Source organism: Microbacterium sp. BK668, from assembly GCF_004362195.1.
Taxonomy (GTDB): domain Bacteria; phylum Actinomycetota; class Actinomycetes; order Actinomycetales; family Microbacteriaceae; genus Microbacterium.
The window spans coordinates 3,017,228-3,036,831 of sequence record NZ_SNWG01000001.1 but is presented as its reverse complement, the minus strand read 5'-3'; the positions used below and the strand labels follow the sequence as shown (position 1 = coordinate 3,036,831).

Genomic DNA, 19,604 nt, shown 5'->3' with positions numbered 1-19,604 from the left:
CCTCAGGAGACCGATGCGATGTGGGCGCGGATGGCGTCGAGCGCTTCGGCGACCACGGGATTGCGCGGGCCCTCGTCGCGCGTGACCGCCCAGTAGCGCAGGGGATGCGCGAACCCGCCGTCGAGCACCCGCATGAGTCGCGGGTCGGCGTCGGCGAGGAAGTCGGGCAGAAGACCCACCCCTGCGCCCGCCGCGGTCGCCTCGACGTGAGCGAAGACGCTCGTCGAGCGGACGGACGCCGGCGAGGCGGGCAGCGCCTGCACCGCGCGGTCGAGGTCGTCGACCTGCAGCGAGGACTCGATGTAGTAGACGAGCGGATGCCGCGCCAGGTCGCCGATCGAGGCCGGGACGCCGGCCCGCTCGAGATACCCCGGAGCGGCGTAGAGCCGCAGCGAGTACGAGCAGATCGGCGTCGCGAAGGCGCGGTGCACCTGGGGCCGGCCGACGACGATCTCGAGGTCGACGCCCGACCGGTTCTGCCGCACGCGCTGGGTCGCGGCGATGAGCTCGACGGCGAGCGCGGGATGCTGCGACCTGAGGCGCACCATCGCGGGCACGAGGAACACCGACGTGAAGGCATCCGGCGCGGCGATGCGCACCATGCCCTGCACTGCTTCTCCGTCTCCCGACAGGTCGCGCACGGATGCCTCGATCCGCTCAGCGACGGCGAGGGCGCGGCGCCCGAGGTCGGTGACCTCCCAGCCCGAGGTCGTGCGCACGAGCACACGCCCGCCCATCGCCTCCTCCAGGGAGGCGATCCGCCGCGAGACCGTGGAGTGGTTGACGCCCAGCACCTCGGCCGCCGCGGTGTACCGGCCCAGCCGAGCCGCCGCGAGGAACGTCATGAGCGCCTCGAGCTGCGGCTCGCGGGTCGGGGAGGTCATTCCGCGATTGTGCGTCAGTGCACGGGCGGAGTGCAAGATTGGTGCGTCGTCGTGCATTGAACGCAAGTGCCGAGGATGCCTATGCTGGCGTCGCATCCATCCGACGACGCAGGATCCCCGGGAGACCTCCATGTCAACGATCGCCTGGATCGGCCTCGGCCATATGGGCGCGCCCATGACGGCCCATCTCGTCGCCGCCGGCCACGCCGTGCGCGGCTACGACATCAATCCGGCGGCCGCGGCGGCCGCTGAGGCCCGCGGCGTCACGCTCGTCCGGTCGATCGCCGAAGCCCTCGACGGCGCATACGCGTGCTTCACCTCGCTACCGATGCCGCAGCACGTGCGCGGCGTCTACGACGGTCCCGACGGCATCTGGGCGAACGCCGCGCCCGGCACGCTGCTGCTCGACACGTCCACCGTCGACATCGAGACGTCCCGCTGGTGCCACGCCGAATCGGAGGCGCGCGGCTTCGTCTTCGTCGACTCGCCGATCTCCGGCGGCACCGCCGGCGCCGAGGCCCACTCGCTCACGTTCATGCTGGGCGGCCGCCCGGAGGACGTCGAGCGCGCGCGCGAGCTCGTCGCGCCGATGGCGGGCTCGATCGTGCTGTGCGGCGGTGCCACGAGCGGCATCGCGGCCAAGCTCGTCAACAACATGATGCTCTTCATCGGCGTGATGGCCGTCGCCGAGGGTTCGCAGCTGGCGGAGCAGCTCGGCCTCGACCAGCAGACGTTCTGGCAGGTCGCGAACGCCTCTTCGGGCGGGTCCTGGCCGCAGCGCGTCTGGTATCCCGTGCCCGGCATCGTGCCGACGTCGGCCGCGAACAAGAACTTCGACGCGACCTTCTCGGTCGATCTCGCCCGCAAGGACTGCGCCCTCGCCGTGCAGGCGGGGGAGGCGACCGGGGTGCACCTCCCGGCCGCCGAGCTCGCGCTCTCGCAGCTCGTGCAGCTCGCCGAGGAGGGTCTCGGCGGCAAGGATTGCACCCTCGTCGCCCGCCTCGCGACGCCCGACGGCTCGCTCCGCGGGTACGACCCCTCGCTCGACCGCGTCGCGGCGAACGCGTGACCTCCACCCCACCAGAAGGAACCCGATGATGAGCACTTCCACGATCGAGACGCCGACCGCCGAGGCATCCGGCACCCTGCCGACGATCCCCCACTGGGTGGTCGGAGAGCGCGTGACGCCGAGCGGCGACGACGTGCGCTTCGGCGCCGTCTTCAACCCCGCGACGGGGGCCCAGACCTCGCAGGTCGGGTTCGCGAGCGCCGAGTTCCTGCACGAGGCTGCGCGCAAGGCCAAGGCAGCGCAGCCGGTCTGGCGCGAGACGGGCCTCGCCAAGCGCAGCGCGGTCATGTTCCGGCTGCGCGAGATCATCAGCTCCCGCGCGGAGGAGCTCGCTCGCATCATCACCGCCGAGCACGGCAAGACCGTCGCGGACGCTCTCGGCGAGGTTGCGCGGGGCCTCGAGAACGTCGAGTTCTGCACGGGCCTCATGCACCACCTCAAAGGCGAGTACTCCGAGCAGGTGGCGAGCGGCGTCGATGTGCACCAGGTGCGCCAGCCGCTCGGCGTCGTCGCCTGCATCACGCCGTTCAACTTCCCGGCGATGGTGCCGCTGTGGATGGTGACCACCGCGATAGCCGCGGGCAACGCCGTGATCCTCAAGCCGTCCGAGCGCGACCCCTCGGCGGCTGTCTGGCTGGCGGAGGCCTTCCGCGAGGCGGGCCTCCCCGACGGCATCTTCAACGTCGTGCACGGCGACAAGGAGACGGTGGACGCGATCCTCGACGATCCGGTCATCCGCGCCGTCTCGTTCGTCGGCTCGACCCCGATCGCCAAGTACATCTACACGCGCGCAGCGGAGAACGGCAAGCGGGTGCAGGCCCTCGGGGGCGCCAAGAACCACATGATCGTCATGCCGGATGCCGACCTCGACGCGGCCGCGGACGCCGCCGTGTCGGCGGCGTACGGTTCGGCGGGGGAGCGGTGCATGGCCGTCTCGGTCGTCGTCGCGGTCGGCGACGTCGCCGATCAGCTGATCCCGAAGGTGACCGAGCGCATCGGCGGGCTCGTCATCGGCGACGGCACCGACCCCGCCTCCGAGATGGGACCGCTCATCACGCGCGAGGCGCGGGAGCGCGTCGCCGGCTTCGTCGAGGGGGCGCCCGCCGAGGGGGCGAAGGTCGTCGTCGACGGCCGCGATCACGCCTTCGAGGGCGACGGCTTCTTCATCGGCGCCTCGCTCGTCGACGACGTCAAGCCGGGCATGCGCGTATACGACGAGGAGATCTTCGGTCCGGTCCTGTCGGTCGTGCGCGTCGCCGGCTACGACGAGGCGGTCGAGCTCATCAACGCCAACCGCTACGCCAACGGCACGGCCGTCTTCACGCGCGACGGCAAGACGGCCCGCCAGTTCGAATTCGACATCGAGGTCGGCATGGTGGGTGTCAACGTGCCTATTCCCGTGCCTGTCGGGTCGTTCTCGTTCGGCGGCTGGAAGGACTCGCTCTTCGGCGACACGCACATGTACGGCCCCGAGGCGTTCAACTTCTACACGCGCCGCAAGGTCGTGACGACCCGCTGGCCCGAGCCGAGCGAGAGCCAGATCAGCCTCGGGTTCCCGACCCACTGAGTCGCGGGTGTCAACCCTCCCGGCTCCGTCGCGGAGCCGGGAGTAGGCTCGATCCATGGCCATCGCACGACTTCACGGAGGCCCGCTCGACGGGCAGATCCTTCCTCTCGAGCAGCCCGAGCTCGACTCGCTGATCGTCCCCTACGGCGAGGGGCAGATCGTCTACCGTCGCGACGGCGCGCCACAGCACACCGGCTCGGCGGACGGGCCCACCGAGGCCGAGTTCTGGTTCATCGAGGCCACCGACGACATCGGCAACTCCGCCGACGACTGAGCAGGTGGCAGGCGCTTCCGAGCCCTCGGACGCGGTGCAGTCCGACGGGCCGTCGAGCTCCCGCGAGGTCGAGCTGAAGTTCGACGTCGACGGGGACACGCCTCTGCCCGACTGGACGGACCTTCCGGGGGTCGCCTCGATCTCGGCGCCCGAGCCCCGCGCTCTGGACGCGCGGTACTTCGACACCGACGATCTCGCTCTCGCCCGCGCCGGCTATGCGCTGCGCCGCCGTACGGGCGGTCCCGACGCCGGCTGGCACATCAAGGGTCCGCGCGACGGCGACGCGCGCACCGAGCTGCATTGGCCTCTCGGCGAGGACGCGACGATCCCCGCCGGAGTGCATGAGGCCGTGCGGGCGGCGGTGCCTTCCGCGGCGGCTGCCTCGCTTCTCCCGCTCGCCCGCATCCGCAACGACCGGACGGCGTACCACCTGCGGGGCGCCGGCGGGGGAGTCCTCGCGGAGTTCGTCGACGACCACGTCGTCGCGACCGACGAGCGGACCGGCATCGAGCGCGCCTGGCGCGAGTGGGAGATGGAGCTGGGCGCGGCGGCGCCGCGCGAGCAAGACGAGATCGCCGCCTTCTTCACAGCGGTCGAGGCGGCCGTGAGCGCCGCGGGTGCCCGTCCCGCGGCATCCGATTCCAAGCTCGCCCGCACCCTCGGTCGCTGAGCCGTCCTCGACGTCGGGGGGTGGGGCGCTCGTGCCCGTCCGCACCGAGCGTCGATCACGGCACGCGGCACTCGCCGGCGTACGGCCCCCATTCCGAGTCGTCGCATTCCGGCAGCTCCTCCTCAGCGCGGACGGCCTCGAGGACCGCCCGGAGCGACTTCTCGACGAGCGCTCCGGACATCTCGTGGATCGCGTGGCCTGCGTCGGGCGCGATGAGGTGGATGCTGTCCGTCGACAGCGCGGCGAGCTCGTCATGGCGATCGCGCCACCAGCTGAGGTCCGGATCGTCGAAGCCGTCCTCCCCCTGCGTCAGCACGATCGTCGGCCGCGATCCGAGATCGAGCCCGAGGAGGTCATCCGCGGACGTCTCGATGTCGAGGGGAACCCCCGCCTCGACCCAGCTGTCGCGATCGACATCCTCGCGGGTGAACTGCGCGGGGATCGAAGAGTCCTCGAAGACGAGACCGGCGACCTCGTCCGGATAGCGTGCGCTGAAGCCCTGCGCGACGAGCCCGCCGAGCGACCAGCCCATGACGATGTAGGGCCCCGAGACGCCTCGGTCGGCGAGTGTGGCGTGCAGCTGCTCGGCCATCATGCCGATCGAGGGGTCCGGCGCGTCGCTCGGCCAGGGCGGGCTGCCGCCGATTCCCGCGCGGGAGTAGCTGCAGACGCGGGTGTCGGTGGCGAGGGCACCCTGCAGCGCATGGAACGCCGACGCCGGCGTGTTCGATCCGGGTGCGAGAAGGATCACCGGCGATCCCAGCCCCGAGCAGCTGAGTTCGAGGTCGGGCGGGGCCACTCCCTCAGGCTCCGCGGAGCAGCCGGCCGCGAGCGCGCCGACGAGGGCGAGAATCGCGAGCGTCCGTGACCACGGCGAGCCGGTCATGGCCGGAGCGTACCCCGCCCGCAGGGGCGCTGTCGACGGATCCGACGGGGAAGCGACGGCGACGTGCGAAGGCCCCGGGTCACCGTGGGGTGCCGGGGCCTTCGACCTGTCTGAAACGACGGGTCAGAGGTTGATCATGTGGCCGACGAGGCCGTGGAACGCCTCCTGCAGCGCCTCCGACAGCGTGGGGTGCGTGTGCACGTTGCGCGCAGCCTCGAGGGCGGTCAGGTCCCACTTCTGGGCGAGCGTGAGCTCCGGGAGGAGCTCCGAGACGTCGGGGCCGATGAGGTGGCCGCCCAGCAGCTCGAGGTGCTCGCCGTCGGCGACGAGCTTGACGAAGCCGATGGGCTCGCCGAGGCCGTTGGCCTTGCCGTTCGCCGAGAACGGGAACTTCGCGACCTTGACGTCATAGCCGGCGTCGCGGGCCTGCTGCTCGGTGAGGCCGAACGACGCCACCTGGGGCGAGCAGAACGTCGCGCGCGGCATCATGCGGTAGTCGCCGAGGGGCATCGTCTCGGCTTTGCCGATCGTCTCGGCCGCGACCACGCCCTGGGCTTCGGCGACGTGCGCGAGCTGGAGCTTGGCCGTGACGTCGCCGATCGCGTAGATGTGCGGCACGTTCGTGCGCATGTACTCGTCGATCTCGATCGCGCCGCGGTCGGTGAGCTTCACGCCCGTCGCCTCCAGCCCGAAGCCCTCGACGTTCGGGGCGAAGCCGATCGACATCATGACCTTGTCGGCATCGATCGACTGGGTCTCGCCGCCGGCAGCCGGGGTGTACGTGACGGTGACCCGGTCGCCGTGATCGGTGACCGAGTCCACCTTGGTGGAGGTGAGGATGTCGACGCCGTACTTCTTGTACTGCTTGGCGATCTCCTTCGACACGTCGACGTCCTCGTTGGGGAGCGCGCGGTCGAGGAACTCGATGATCGTGACCTTGACGCCGTAGTTCGTCATGACGAAGGCGAACTCCATGCCGATGGCGCCCGCGCCGACGATCACGATCGACTCGGGCAGATCGCGCGTGAGGATCTGCTCCTCGTACGTCACGATGTTGCCCCCGATCGTGACGCCGGGCAGGAGCCGCACCTTCGAGCCGGTCGCGATGATCGCGTTGTCGAAGGTCACTTCGTCGGTCGAGCCGTCGGCCTTGGTCACCGTGATGGCGTTGGGGCCGGTGAAGGTGCCCCGGCCCTCGTACTCGGTGACCTTGTTCTTCTTCATGAGGAAGTGGATGCCCTTGACGTGGCCGTTCGCGACCGTGCGGCTGCGGTCCCACGCCACGCCGTAGTCGAACGAGACGTCGCCCGAGATGCCGAAGAGGTCGGCCTTGTGGTGGAACTGGTGGGCGAGGTCGGCGTTCTTCAGAAGCGCCTTCGACGGGATGCATCCGACGTTGAGGCAGACGCCGCCCCAGTACTTCTCCTCGATGATCGCGACGGAGAGGCCGAGCTGCGCGCTGCGGACGGCCGCGACATAGCCGCCGGGGCCGGCACCGAGGATGACGACGTCGTAGTGAGGCATGCCTCAAGCCTATCGGTCGAGCGGAGGCTCAGTTCCGTCGCCGGGAGGCGTGGGCGTCCCACCTGAGCGGTCCTCGGTCAGGCTCCGTTCCCGCCGTGCGCGCGATGTCCACAGGTAGATGAGGGCGCCCGCGACGGCGAGCACGATGATGCCTCCGACGACCCACGGCCACACCGCGGCCGAGGCATCCTGAGCCGGAGGAGCGGTCGGCGTCGCGGTGTCGCTCGGGGTATCGACGGGCTGCGTCGGCGACGGGCTCGCACTGGGGGTGGTGCTCGCCGGGGATGTGGATGTGGGCGTCGGGGTGGGAGAGCCCTCGACCGCGAAGGAGAACTCGCCCGAGATCGGGTGCCCGTCGCTGGAGACGACCTTCCACAGGACGGTGATATCCCCGGATGCCGCGCCCGTGAGCCTCTGCGTCACGACGGTGTCGCTCACGGTCGGCTCCCCGTCGACGAGGGACGGGCCCGAGGCATCCGTCACCGAGATCTCGGTCGCACCCGACTCCGTCGAGAGGAGTCCGCTGAAGGTGAGCGCGATCTCTGCCGGGAGGGCGGCGACGCTCGAGCCTGCCGCCGGGTCGGTGGCGACGAGTTCGTCGTGGGCGCTCGCGGGAGCGGTGACGAGGACGGTCGCAGCAAGGCTCAGAACGATCGCGGCGAGGGCGCCGGCGAGCCGGCGGAGCGGGCTTGTGTGAATTCCGTGTGACGACACCCGGCAGAGCCTATCCGCCTCTTCTCTGACGAGAGGAGTCGCAATACGATGACGGCAGGCGCGGGACCGCCGGCCCGTGCGACTGACCGGAGAACGGACGGAGGTGCGGGGTGGACTCGATGATGATGGACATGATGTCCAAGGACATGAAGTCGATGCCCGGCATGGACATGATGGACATGTCGGTCATGCAGGCGTGTATGGACGCCTGCTCGGCGTGCGAGCAGGCCTGCACGGTGTGCTCGACGCAGATGATGTCTTGCGCGCCCGCGTGCATGAACTGCGCCGACATGTGCAACACGATGATGCGCGCCATGCTGCGCATGCAGGGCATGAACCAGGCGAGCATGATGGCGATGCTCGACGCCTGCATCGCGATGTGCCAGCAGTGCATGGACGAGTGCATGGAGCACGCGGACCACAGCGACATCTGCAAGATGTGCGCTCAGGCCTGCAAGGCGTGCATGGACGCGTGCATGGCCATGAAGGACAGCATGATGGCGATGGGCTGAGCCCGTCGCCTTCTCTCTTCTCGTTACGGCTGGTGGGCGAGCGGCGCGACGTTGAAGCGCCGCTGACCGGCGGCCAGGACGTGGTAGCGCTCGTGGAAGGCCACCGGCGTGCCGGAAGAGATCTCCTGCGCGGCGCCCGATCCGCTCCAGACGGTGATGGGCGCCGCGTCGGCGATCGTGCGGAGCACGACGGTGCCGTCCGCACTCACGACGTCGACGATGGCGTCCACCCAGTCCGACGGCGTCGCCGAAGCCAGGCGCGCCTGGATCAGGTGGAGGGCGTGACCCGGGGCAAAGGTCGAGCAGGCCCGGCCGTGGACGCACATGCACGCCGCACGCTCACGCACCTCGAGGGGCGGGATGTGCGAGTGCGGGGTCGACACGGCTGTCTCCGATCAGTAGGTTCGATTACCCCGCCAAGGCTAGGCAAGGGCGCCCGTCGCGGCATCCGAACCGACACACGCCGAAACAATGCGCACCCCTCGGTTCGCGGCGACAGCGGGCTCGCGACGGCTCCTCACGCAGGGAGCCGATCGGATAGGCTGAATCGACGAGGAGGAGCAGCGTGGACGACAATCGCCGACCCGACGAGATCCGCCGCGCTGCGGAATCGGACGACAGACGCGGCAGCGAGCGCGCCTCCGACACGACGCAGACGTTCGGGCACGACTCGGATCTCTCGTTCATCCCGTTCGGCGCCGATCTCTCGACAGCCGAGCTCGATGCGATCGACGCGCTCCCGTCGCGGGTCGCGATCCTCATCGTCCGCTCCGGTCCGACCGCCGGCGCCCGCTACCTGCTCGACACCGACGTGACGACGGTGGGCCGCCATCCCGAGGCTGACATCTTCTTCGACGACGTCACCGTCTCGCGGCGTCACGCGGAGATCACGCGGGATGCCTCGTCCTTCGAGATCGTCGATCAGCGCTCGCTCAACGGCACCTACGTCAACGGCGAGCGGGTCGACCGCGCGCGTCTGTCCAACGGCGCCGAGGTGCGCATCGGCAAGTTCCGCCTCAACTTCTTCGTCTCGCCCGCCGACCTCCCGCAGGCCGCGGACGGTTGATGTCGTCGTCTGCTGCCCGCGAACGCTCATCGTCCGCGGGCCTTCTGAGCATCGGACAGGTCCTCGCACGGCTTGCCCCCGAGTTCCCCACCCTCACCTCGAGCAAGCTGCGCTTCCTCGAGGTGCAGGGCATCGTGACGCCCGTGCGCACCGAGTCGGGCTACCGCAAGTTCTCGCAGTCCGACCTCGAACGGCTGCGCCTCGCGCTCACGCTGCAGCGCGACCACTACCTGCCGCTCGTCGTGATCCGCGAGTACCTCGAAGATGTCGACGCCGGCCGCGACCCCGCCACGCCGGTGGCGGCGCCGCCGCCCTCGATCGTCCCCGCTCCTCGCCGCTATCGGCGCGACGAGCTGCTCTCGGCGACCGGCGCCGCGCCGCAGCTGCTGAACGACGCGATCGGCACCGGGGTCCTGGCCGGGTCCGACGCGTACACCGAGCAGCAGGTGGCGATCCTGCGGGCCCTCGTCGCGCTCGACCGGCACGGCATCGAGCCTCGCCACGTGCGGACGCTGCGGCAGAGCGCGGAGCGCGATGTGGCGCTCGTGGAATCGGCTCTCGCGGCTCTGCTGCGGCGGACGGATGCCTCGAGCCGCGCCCGTGCGAGCGAGCTCGCGCCCGAGCTCGCCAAGCGCCTCGAGGAGCTTCGCGCCATCTTCGTCCGCAGCGCGCTGGACCGCCTTCTGTCCTGATCGATTCGTCCACAGCGCCGATCTCCGCGACACGCCGAGGCCGAGGGAGCGGATGTCGTTGCCCGGGGCGCACACCTCATCTAGCGTTGAAGGACACGGTCCGGGAGGGGGCTCAGCATGACAGCTGCCGACGAGCCGCAGTTCGCCAGCGACCTCCTGTTCACGGACGGTCTTCCGGCGATGGACGACGAGGTCGGATACCGCGGTGCGGTCGCCGCCCGCGCCGCGGGCATCACCTACCGACAGCTGGACTACTGGGCCCGCACGGAGCTCGTCGAGCCGACCGTTCGCGGTGCGAGCGGCTCGGGGTCGCAGCGCCTGTACGGCTTCCGCGACATTCTCGTCCTCAAGCTGGTCAAGCGTCTCCTCGACACCGGCATCTCGCTCCAGCAGATCCGCACGGCGGTCGATCAGCTGCGCGCCGCCGGCATCCGTGACCTCACCGGCACGACGCTCATGAGCGACGGCGCCTCGGTCTACCTGTGCACGTCGAACGACGAGGTCATCGACCTCATCAGCCGCGGCCAGGGCGTGTTCGGGATCGCGGTCGGCAACGTCCTGCGCGAAGTGGAGTCGACGCTCGTGGAGTTCGAGCCGCAGGCGCCCGACGCGATGGACGAATTGGCGGCGCGTCGCGCGGCGCGCAGCGCCTGACCCGCGCTTTCCGGCCAGTCCCTTCCCGCGGGGCCCTTCGCCGGAGCCTTCGCCGCTGGCCGCTCCCTGCCGAACGCCCTAGGCGCGGGCTTCGCCGGGGACGGGGATACGGCCGGTCCGCATGACGCGGTCCAGGAGCGCGTCGAAGTCGGCGGCGAGCTCCTGAGCGGAGTCGCCGGGCCAGATGTGCAGCGGCTTGGCGGCGCCCTGCGCCTGCTGAAGCGACGTGCGCTCGGGAAGCTGCGGCGAGAGCACGAGCGGCCCGAACATGTCGCGCAGCTCCTTGATGCGGAACTGGTGCTCGATCGACTGCGGACGGACGCGATTTACGACGATGCCGAGGGGCTGGAGGCGCGGAGAGAGTCCGCGGCGGATCTCTTCGATGGCGCGCAGCGCCCGGTCGGCGGCGGCGACGGAGAAGAGCCCCGGCTCGGTGACCACGATGACGCGGTCGCTCGCGGCCCAGGCGGTGCGCGTCAGCGCGTTGAGGGAGGGAGCGCAGTCGATGAGCACGAGGTCGTAGTCGGCCTCGATCGTCGCCAGCGCCTCCTCGAGCTTCCAGACGTCGCGGACGCTCGGGTGCGGGCCGTCGAAGTTGATGGCCGAGGGACTGCCGATCATGACGTCGATCGTGCCCGGGTGCACCTTCGCCCAGCCGCTGGAGGTGATCGCCTGCCGGACGACCTTCTCCTTCGGATTGGCCAGCACATCGGCGACGTTCAGGCGACCGGCCACCTGGATGTCCATGCCCGTCGACACGTCGGACTGAGGGTCGAGGTCGACGACGAGCGTGCGGACTCCGCGAGCGAACGCGGCCGATGCGAGCCCCAGAGTCACGGTCGTCTTTCCGACCCCGCCCTTGAGCGAGCTCACCGAGAGTACGTGCACAAGGGTCTACGTTACCGTCCCCTAGGCTGAGAGCACACTCAGCCCCCGCATGTGGACGTCCGAACGAGGTGCCGATGTTCCGGAAGATCCTGGTCGCCAATCGTGGTGAGATCGCCATCCGCGCATTCCGCGCGGCGTTCGAACTGGGGGCGCGCACGGTCGCCGTGTTCCCCTTCGAAGACCGCGGGTCCCTGCACAGGCAGAAGGCCGACGAGTCGTACGTCATCGGCGAGCAGGGGCATCCCGTCCGGGCATATCTCGACGTCGACGAGATCATCCGGGTGGCGCTGGCATCGGGTGCCGACGCCATCTACCCGGGATACGGGTTCCTCTCGGAGAACCCGGAGCTCGCCGCCCGGGCCGCCGAGCACGGCATCACGTTCATCGGGCCGCCGTCGAAGGCGCTCGAGATGGCGGGCAACAAGGTGACGGCGAAGCAGCATGCGATCGCCGCCGGCGTGCCCGTGCTGAAGTCCACCGAAGCGTCCGAGGACGTCGACGAGCTCGTCGCACAGGCCGCTGACATCGGCTTCCCGATCTTCGTCAAGGCCGTCGCCGGCGGAGGCGGCCGCGGCATGCGCCGCGTCGAGACGCCCGCCGAGCTGCCGCCGGCCATCGCCGAGGCGATGCGCGAGGCGGGCGCCGCCTTCGGCGACCCCCGCGTCTTCCTCGAGCAGGCCGTCGTCCGCCCCCGCCACATCGAGGTGCAGATCCTCGCCGATGCAACCGGCCACACCGTCCACCTGTTCGAGCGCGACTGCTCGGTGCAGCGCCGGCACCAGAAGGTCATCGAGATCGCCCCCGCGCCGAACCTCGACGACGAGCTGCGCCGCCGCATCCACCGGGACGCCGTCGCCTTCGCCCAGTCGATCGGCTACGTCAACGCGGGCACCGTCGAATTCCTCGTCGACACGGCGGGGGAGCGCGCCGGACAGCACGTCTTCATCGAGATGAACCCGCGCATCCAGGTGGAGCACACCGTCACGGAAGAGGTCACCGACGTCGACCTCGTCCAGTCCCAGATGCTCATCGCCGCCGGCGCGACCCTGAGCGACCTCGGTCTGGCGCAGGAGAACATCGTGCTCCGCGGTGCCGCCCTCCAGTGCCGCATCACGACGGAGGACCCGGCGCAGGGATTCCGCCCCGACACCGGACGCATCACGACGTACCGCTCGCCCGGCGGTGCGGGCATCCGTCTCGACGGCGGCACGACAGCGGCGGGGTCGCAGATCAGCCCCCACTTCGACTCGATGCTGGCCAAGCTCACGTGCCGCGGTCGCGACTTCCCCGCGGCGGTCGCCCGAGCCAAGCGGGCCCTCGCCGAGTTCCGCATCCGCGGCGTCGCGACGAACATCCCGTTCCTGCGGGCCGTGCTCGACGATCCCTCGTTCGTGATCGGCGACCTGAGCACCGCCTTCATCGAGGAGCGCCCCACCCTCGTCACGAGCCACCCGTCGCGCGACCGCGCGACCAAGCTCATCAACTGGCTCGCCGACGTGACCGTGAACCGTCCCCACGGCGACAAGCCGCTCGCGGTGTCGCCGGGAAGCAAGCTCCCGGTCATCGACCTGTCGACGCCTCCGCCGGCCGGCAACCTCGACCGTCTGCGCCGGCTGGGTCCCGAGGGCTTCGCGCGTGCGCTGCGGGAGCAGGTGCCGCTCGCGGTCACCGAGACGACCTATCGCGACGCGCACCAGTCGCTTCTGGCGACGCGCGTGCGCACACGCGACCTCGTGCGCGTCGGCCCGCATGTGGCCCGCATGACTCCCGGGCTGCTGTCGGTCGAGGCGTGGGGTGGTGCGACGTACGACGTCGCTCTGCGGTTCCTCGCCGAAGATCCGTGGGAGCGGCTCGCAGCCGTGCGGGAGGCGATCCCGAACATCCCCATCCAGATGCTCCTGCGCGGCCGCAACACCGTCGGCTACACGCCTCGGCCCGTCGAGGTGACCGATGCATTCGTCCGCGAGGCGGCATCCACCGGCGTCGACATCTTCCGCATCTTCGACGCCCTCAACGACGTCGATCAGATGCGCCCGGCGATCTCCGCTGTGCTTGAGACGGGCACAGCCGTCGCGGAGGTCGCCGTCTGCTACACCGCCGACTTGCTCGACCCCGCCGAGAAGCTCTACACGCTCGACTACTACCTGCGTCTGGCGGACCAGATCGTCGAGTCGGGAGCACACATCCTGGCGATCAAGGACATGGCCGGACTGCTGCGACCGGCCGCCGCCGCGAAGCTGGTCTCGGCGCTGCGCGAGCGCTTCGATGTGCCCGTGCACCTGCACACGCACGACACCGCCGGGGGACAGCTCGCGACACTCCTGGCAGCGAGCGCGGCCGGTGTGGACGCCGTGGATGCCGCGGCCGCCCCGCTGTCGGGAACGACGAGCCAGCCCTCGCTCTCGGCGCTCGTGGCGGCTCTCGCCCACACGGAGCGGGACACGGGGATCGATCTCGGCGCGGTGAGCGATCTCGAGCCGTACTGGGAAGCCGTGCGCCACCTGTACGCGCCGTTCGAGTCGGGGCTTCCCGGACCGACCGGGCGCGTCTACCACCACGAGATCCCCGGCGGTCAGCTCTCGAACCTCCGGCAGCAGGCGATCGCGCTCGGGATGGCCGACGACTTCGAGCTCATCGAGGACATGTACGCGGCGGCCGACCGCATCCTCGGACGCATCCCGAAGGTGACGCCGTCGTCGAAGGTCGTGGGCGACCTCGCGCTCGCGCTCGTGGCGGCCAAGGCGGATCCCGCCGATTTCGCCGAGAACCCCCAGAACTACGACATCCCCGACTCCGTGGTCGGCTTCATGGCCGGCGAATTGGGCGACCTGCCGGGCGGATGGCCCGAGCCCTTCCGCTCGAAGGTGCTGGCCGGCCGGGAGGTGTCGATCGAGATTCCGCCGCTCACCGAGGCGGAGCGCGAGGGTCTGGCCGGCGACGCGCTGAGCCGGCGCCGCACCCTGAACCGCCTGCTGTTCCCGGGACCGGCGAAGGAGTTCGAGAAGGCCCGCGAGACGTACGGCGACCTCTCGACGCTCGGCACGCCGGACTACCTCTACGGACTGAAGCCCGGGGAGGAGCACGTCGCCGAGATCGACCCCGGCGTGCAGTTGTACGTCGGTCTCGAGGCCATCGGCGAAGCCGATGCGAAGGGCATCCGCACGGTCATGACGACGCTGAACGGCCAGCTTCGGCCCGTCTACGTGCGCGACCGCAGCATCAAGGTCGAGACACGGCAGGCGGAGAAGGCCGACACCTCCCGGCCCGGTCAGGTCGCGGCGCCGTTCTCCGGTGTCGTGACGATCAAGGCCGACGCGGGCGACACCGTGCGGGCGGGCCAGCCCGTGGCGTCGATCGAGGCGATGAAGATGGAGGCCGCGATCACGGCTCCTGTCGACGGAGTGATTGAACGGGTGGCCATCTCGGGTACACAGCAGGTGGAGGCGGGGGACCTTTTGGTCGTCATCCGCCCGGCCCAGTAGCCTGGAGGGCGGGCACCCGAACGCCCGCCTTCCCCTGGAGACCACGCAGTGACGCCCGATCGCAACGACCAGCACCCCGACGAAGAGCCTCAGAACGGTGTGCTCGCCGAGACCGGTGGCATCGACACGACCGCCATCGGCATCCTCGGTGGCGGCACCGCGCAAGTGAGCGTCGTGCTGCCGTCGGGATCCGACGACGAGGAGCTGGGCGACGACGACGTCGTGGGAGATGAGGTCTCCGTCGAGTCGGCGGAGGCCGGTGACTTCCCTGACTTCACGCCGCGCCTGGAGCGCCCGGCCTACGAGGCCGAGTGGCTCGGGGAAGCGGCCCGCGAGCCGGCGGGCCAGCCGGCGCACGAGCAGGCGCACGAGCTGGCGCCGTCCGACGCCTGGGACGCCGGCGAGCCCGTCGAGGCGCACCACATCCCCGAGCCGGTCGAGGACGAGGACGTCATCGAAGCCGAGCTCGAGGATTACGAGGCTGACGAGGCCGACGAGGATGTCGAGGATGACGAGGACGAGGAGGACGCGTCGGAGCGTTCCGGCGGGTCGGGCAGCTCCGATCCGCACGCTCTCGAGTTCGAGGATGCCGAGCCCGAGCCGGCCGAGTTGGCGGCGGGAGCCGATGCCCAGCCCGGAAACCCGGATACGGTGGGCGTGGAGGAAGCCGAGATCGTCGCCGAGCTCGAGCACGACGACCCCGAGGGCGCTGCCGTCGGGGGAGTGGTGGGCGATTCGAGCGCAGGTCAGGATGAGGTCCCCGACGACGTCCTCGACGAGGTCCTCGACGGTCCTGTCCTCGTGGAGGGTGTCGACGCGGACGACATCGACGGCACGTCCCGCCTCGCCGGAGACGACGGGTGGGGCGAGCCCGGCACTGGCACCGCTCCTGGGACTGGCACTGCGACTGGCACTGGGACTGGCACCGAATCGACCGTGGAGGCCGAGATCGTGATGGAACACGACAACCCGGGAAGTGAGAGCCGGGCAGCCGCGGAGCCCGCGGCCTCAGGCGAGGCTGTGACGGGTGTGCCCGCAGCCGCGGAGGCGGGCGGGGCCGCGGCATCCGGCGGCCCTTCCGCATCGGTGCCGACCACGACGGGCTCCAACCCGACGACGCGGCGCGCCGCGAACGCCGAGTCGCTCGAGCGGGCGCACGCGATGGAGCGCGTTCACGCGCGTCCCGAGGTGGCGACGCTCACCTCCAAGCGCCTCGGCGAGTTCGAGCCCGGCCGTGAGTCGGCCGACCTGCTCACCGCCGACCGCCTGCTCGACCCACACCAGGTGGTCAAGCCCGAGCCGGAAGGCGCGTGGCAGCACTTCGTCTACTCGATCACGGGTCGGCGGGTGAACCTGGGCGACGGCAAGCGGGCCCGCGCGCGCAAAGAGCTCGACCGCCGGATCTCCGCGCCGCTGGGGCAGGGCGCGCGCTTCGTGCCCGTGCTCTCGCGAAAGGGCGGGGTCGGCAAGACGACGATCACGACGCTCCTCGGCATGGCACTCGCCGACGCGCGCGACGACCGGATCATCGCAATCGACGCGAACCCCGACCGCGGCACGCTCGCCGACCGGATCTCGCGTCAGAACGGCAAGACGGTCCGCGACCTCGCGCGGGCGCGGGGCGAGATCTCGGGCTATGCGGGCATCTCGTCGATCGTCGCACGTGACGACACCCGCCTGGACGTGCTCGCGTCCGATGCCGACCCGCGCGTGTCGGAGGCGTTCAGCGACCGGGACTACCACGACGTCGCCTCGATCGCCGCGCACTACTACTCGATCGTGCTGACCGACACCGGCACCGGCATCGTGCACTCGGTCATGCAGGCCACGCTCGACCTCGCCGACCAGCTGGTCGTGGTGTCGGGGCTGAGCGTCGACGAAGCGCGTCTGGCGTCGGAGACCCTCACGTGGCTCGAGACGAACGGCTACTCGGAGCAGGTCCGCGGCGCGGTCGTCGTGCTCAACAACGCCCGCCCCGGTGCGCCGCTCGTGCGGCCCGAGGAGCTGGAGACCCACTTCAAGTCGCGCGTGCGCGCCGTCGTCCGCATGCCGTACGACCCGCTCATCGCGGCCGGCAGCGCCATCGCGTTCCGCGACCTCCGCCCCGAGACCCGCCTCGCCGCGCGCGAGCTCGCGGCCGGCGTCGTCGAGGGGCTGCGCTCCCTCGCCTCGGCAGCCTGACGTGGCGGTCCGGCCGATCCGCCTCTTCGGCGACCCCGTGCTCCGCGCGCCGAGCGCTCCCATCGCCACGATCGACGACGGTGTCCGCGCCCTCGTGCAGGACCTCCTCGACACCGTGGAGCTGCCGGGTCGCGCCGGCGTCGCCGCGCCGCAGATCGGCGTGGGCCTGCGGGCGTTCAGCTACAACATCGACGGCGACATCGGCTACATCCTGAACCCCGAGCTCGTCGAGGTCTCGGGAGAGGCGGTGCCGACCGGGGAGGGATGCCTGTCGGTCCCGGGTCTCTGGCACGATGCCCTGCGTCATCCCTACGCGAAGGTCCGAGGTCTCGACCTCGACGGGAACGAGGTCGTCCTCGAGGGGGAGGGCCTCCTCGCACAGGCCCTGCAGCACGAGACCGATCATCTGGACGGGATGCTCTTCATCCAACGTCTCTCGCCGGACGAGCGCAAGACCGCGATGCGTGAGATCCGCGAGTCCGACTGGTTCTAGGCTCACAGGCGAGAGGACCCCGCGCGATGCCCGGGGTCCTCTCGCCTGGCGGCCTCTCAGCCCCCGAGCGAGACGTTGGTCGTCGAGACCGGCACGTTGTAGAGCTCGTCGATGTCGGACGAGAAGTCCTTCAGGATGACGTTGCGCTTGATGCTCATCTTGGGGGTGAGGTGCCCGCTCGCCTCGGTCCACTCGGTGGGAAGGATCGTGAACTTCCGGATGGACTCCGCGCGCGAGACGGACTTGTTGGCGTTGTCGATCGCCTTCTGGACCTCGGCGCGGACGGCGCTGTTCTTCGCCGCGTCCTCGAGCGACATGTCGGCCGGCAGATCGTTGTTGGCCAGCCACGTCGGCAGCATCTCGGGGTCGAGCGTCACCAGAGCCGAGATGAACGGCTTCTGGTCGCCGACGACGACGACCTGACCGACGATCGGGTTGGCGCGGATCGGGTCCTCCAGAGCAGCGGGGGCCACGTTCTTGCCGCCCGCCGTGACGATGATCTCCTTCTTGCGGCCCGTGATCTTGAGGAAGCCCTCGTCGTCGAACGAGCCCAGGTCGCCGGTGAGGAACCAGTCTCCGTCGAACGCGGCCGCCGTCGCCTCGGGGTTGCGCCAGTACTCCTTGAAGACGTTGATCCCGCGCACCTGGATCTCGCCGTCGTCCGCGAGGCGGATGCCGACACCGGGGAGGGCGGGTCCGACCGTGCCGATCTTCGACTTCGTCGCGAGGTTCACCGTCGCGGGCGCCGTGGTCTCGGTGAGGCCGTAGCCCTCGAGGATCACGACGCCGAGGCTGTGGAAGAAGTGTCCCAGGCGCGAGCCGAGGGGAGCCGAGCCCGACACCGCGTAGACGACCCTGCCGCCCATCGCCTCGCGCAGCTTGCTGTAGACGAGGCGGTCGAAGAGGGCGAACTTGATCTTGAGGCCGAGCGGGATCTTCTTGCCCTCTTCCAGGAGCCTGGAGTGCTCGATCGCCGCGTGCGCGGCGGAGCGGAAGATCTTGCCCTTGCCGCCGGCCTCCGCCTTCTGCTCGGCCGAGTTGTAGACCTTCTCGAACACGCGGGGCACGGCGAGGAGGAACGTCGGCTTGAACGAGCCGAGGGCGGGAAGGAGCTGCTTCGTGTCGGGCTGGTGACCCGTCTTGACGCCCGCGTGGATGTCGAGGATCGAGATGAAGCGCGCGAACACGTGCGCCGTGGTGATGAAGAGCAGTGTCGACGCGCCCGGCGTCTCGACGACTTCGTGGAGGGACTTCGCGGCGTTGCGGCTCAGCTCGACGAAGTTGCTGTGCGTGAGCACGCAGCCCTTCGGCCGGCCCGTCGAGCCCGACGTGTAGATGAGGGTCGCGATGTCGGCTCCGTTGGCGAGGTTCCGGCGGCGCTCGATCTCGTCGTCCGAGACGTCCTTCCCCTGAGCGACGAGCTTGTCGAGATCGCCGTCGCCCATCGACCAGACGGTGCGGATGAGCGGCAGCTCGCCGCGCACCTCCTCGACCCGGGCGGCGTGCTCGGCCGACTCGGTGATTACGGCGACGGCGCCCGAGTCCGACAGGTTCCACTGGATCTGCGCGGCCGAGCTCGTCTCGTAGATCGGGACCATCACCGCGCCGGCATAGAACAGCGCGAAGTCGACGAGCGTCCACTCGTAGGTGGTGCGGGCGATGAATCCTACCTTGTCGCCGGGCTCGATCCCACCGGCGGCGAGGCCCTTCGCGAGGGCGATGACCTGGCGCTGGAATTCCGCTGCGGTGATGTCGCGCCATCCGTCGCCCTCCGGAACGGCGAACAGGGCGAGCTGCGGCGTCGCCTTCACCCGTTCCGCGAGCAGATCGGTGACGTTCGCCTGAGGATCGGCGGGAACGATGGCGGGGACTTCGAATTGGACCACGGCAACTCCTTCGGTACCGGCGACAATCGGGTGCGCTTGCCTTCGAGTGTATCCGGGAACGGGCCCGGGCCCGGGAGACTGGGGAGGGATGCGGCCGCCCGCGCCACGGCGTGCAGAGGTCCGTGTCACACGACCCTCGGCGCGACGTCCCGCGCGGCTAGA

The 19,604-nt window shown here is 70.2% G+C and carries 18 protein-coding genes; 11 read left to right on the top strand and 7 right to left on the bottom strand.

Translation table 11 applies throughout. The features are described from left to right. Positions 1-2: 2 nt before the first annotated feature. Positions 3-884, bottom strand: a complete 882-nt coding sequence (locus tag EV279_RS13675) for a LysR family transcriptional regulator (protein WP_243728574.1) — start codon at positions 882-884, stop codon at positions 3-5. Between the two features lie 130 nt (positions 885-1,014). On the opposite strand from EV279_RS13675, the gene EV279_RS13670 reads away from it, so the two are divergent. The 4 genes from EV279_RS13670 to EV279_RS13655 are packed head-to-tail and all read left to right on the top strand — an operon-like array spanning position 1,015 to position 4,464. Next, positions 1,015-1,953: an NAD(P)-binding domain-containing protein gene (locus tag EV279_RS13670; RefSeq protein ID WP_133544345.1), complete on the top strand. Its 939-nt coding sequence runs from the start codon at positions 1,015-1,017 to the stop codon at positions 1,951-1,953. Positions 1,954-1,981: 28 nt separating this feature from the next. After that, positions 1,982-3,520, top strand: a complete 1,539-nt coding sequence (locus EV279_RS13665) for a CoA-acylating methylmalonate-semialdehyde dehydrogenase (RefSeq protein WP_133544343.1) — start codon at positions 1,982-1,984, stop codon at positions 3,518-3,520. A 55-nt stretch (positions 3,521-3,575) separates the two neighbouring features. Next, positions 3,576-3,794, top strand: coding sequence for a response regulator (locus tag EV279_RS13660; protein ID WP_133544341.1), 219 nt, complete (start codon positions 3,576-3,578; stop codon positions 3,792-3,794). A 4-nt stretch (positions 3,795-3,798) separates the two neighbouring features. Further along, entirely contained in the window at positions 3,799-4,464 is a 666-nt protein-coding gene (locus EV279_RS13655; protein WP_243728573.1) for a CYTH domain-containing protein, read from the top strand. 55 nt (positions 4,465-4,519) lie between these two features. On the opposite strand, the gene EV279_RS13650 is transcribed toward EV279_RS13655, so the two are convergent. The 3 genes from EV279_RS13650 to EV279_RS13640 all read right to left on the bottom strand — a co-directional run bounded on the left by EV279_RS13650 (position 4,520) and on the right by EV279_RS13640 (position 7,588). After that, on the bottom strand, positions 4,520-5,350 hold the full coding sequence (locus tag EV279_RS13650) for an alpha/beta fold hydrolase (protein WP_133544339.1): 831 nt from the start codon (positions 5,348-5,350) through the stop codon (positions 4,520-4,522). Positions 5,351-5,473: 123 nt separating this feature from the next. Then, positions 5,474-6,874, bottom strand: a complete 1,401-nt coding sequence (lpdA, locus tag EV279_RS13645; RefSeq protein WP_133544337.1) for a dihydrolipoyl dehydrogenase — start codon at positions 6,872-6,874, stop codon at positions 5,474-5,476. Between the two features lie 9 nt (positions 6,875-6,883). Beyond that, on the bottom strand, positions 6,884-7,588 hold the full coding sequence (locus EV279_RS13640; protein ID WP_133544335.1) for a copper resistance CopC family protein: 705 nt from the start codon (positions 7,586-7,588) through the stop codon (positions 6,884-6,886). A 131-nt stretch (positions 7,589-7,719) separates the two neighbouring features. Between EV279_RS13640 and EV279_RS13635 the strand changes: the two genes are divergently transcribed. Further along, the gene (locus EV279_RS13635; RefSeq protein ID WP_243728572.1) at positions 7,720-8,100 is read left to right on the top strand and encodes a hypothetical protein; all 381 of its coding nucleotides are present in this window, start codon (positions 7,720-7,722) and stop codon (positions 8,098-8,100) included. 23 nt (positions 8,101-8,123) lie between these two features. Here the strand turns inward: EV279_RS13635 and EV279_RS13630 are convergent, their stop codons facing one another. Further along, positions 8,124-8,483, bottom strand: coding sequence for a hypothetical protein (locus EV279_RS13630; protein ID WP_208109535.1), 360 nt, complete (start codon positions 8,481-8,483; stop codon positions 8,124-8,126). A 182-nt stretch (positions 8,484-8,665) separates the two neighbouring features. On the opposite strand from EV279_RS13630, the gene EV279_RS13625 reads away from it, so the two are divergent. The 3 genes from EV279_RS13625 to EV279_RS13615 all read left to right on the top strand — a co-directional run bounded on the left by EV279_RS13625 (position 8,666) and on the right by EV279_RS13615 (position 10,512). Continuing rightward, positions 8,666-9,166: an FHA domain-containing protein gene (locus EV279_RS13625; RefSeq protein WP_133544331.1), complete on the top strand. Its 501-nt coding sequence runs from the start codon at positions 8,666-8,668 to the stop codon at positions 9,164-9,166. Continuing rightward, on the top strand, positions 9,166-9,858 hold the full coding sequence (locus EV279_RS13620; protein WP_133544329.1) for a MerR family transcriptional regulator: 693 nt from the start codon (positions 9,166-9,168) through the stop codon (positions 9,856-9,858). Before EV279_RS13625 ends, EV279_RS13620 begins: the two co-directional genes overlap by 1 nt. A gap of 117 nt (positions 9,859-9,975) precedes the next feature. Continuing rightward, positions 9,976-10,512: a MerR family transcriptional regulator gene (locus EV279_RS13615; protein WP_133544327.1), complete on the top strand. Its 537-nt coding sequence runs from the start codon at positions 9,976-9,978 to the stop codon at positions 10,510-10,512. A gap of 78 nt (positions 10,513-10,590) precedes the next feature. Here EV279_RS13615 and EV279_RS13610 read toward each other — a convergent pair whose 3' ends face one another. Next, the gene (locus EV279_RS13610) at positions 10,591-11,400 is read right to left on the bottom strand and encodes a ParA family protein (protein ID WP_133544325.1); all 810 of its coding nucleotides are present in this window, start codon (positions 11,398-11,400) and stop codon (positions 10,591-10,593) included. Positions 11,401-11,474: 74 nt separating this feature from the next. Between EV279_RS13610 and EV279_RS13605 the strand changes: the two genes are divergently transcribed. From EV279_RS13605 to def, 3 genes are read left to right on the top strand one after another with little or no spacing between them, the layout of a single operon-like run. Then, positions 11,475-14,882 (top strand): pyruvate carboxylase, encoded by a 3,408-nt coding sequence (locus tag EV279_RS13605; protein WP_133544323.1) that lies wholly within the window; start codon positions 11,475-11,477, stop codon positions 14,880-14,882. Between the two features lie 48 nt (positions 14,883-14,930). Continuing rightward, entirely contained in the window at positions 14,931-17,063 is a 2,133-nt protein-coding gene (locus EV279_RS17070; RefSeq protein WP_243728571.1) for a MinD/ParA family protein, read from the top strand. Between the two features lies 1 nt (position 17,064). After that, on the top strand, positions 17,065-17,556 hold the full coding sequence (def, locus tag EV279_RS13595; protein WP_133544321.1) for a peptide deformylase: 492 nt from the start codon (positions 17,065-17,067) through the stop codon (positions 17,554-17,556). 56 nt (positions 17,557-17,612) lie between these two features. On the opposite strand, the gene EV279_RS13590 is transcribed toward def, so the two are convergent. Further along, positions 17,613-19,442: an AMP-dependent synthetase/ligase gene (locus EV279_RS13590; protein WP_133544319.1), complete on the bottom strand. Its 1,830-nt coding sequence runs from the start codon at positions 19,440-19,442 to the stop codon at positions 17,613-17,615. Positions 19,443-19,604 lie beyond the last annotated feature (162 nt).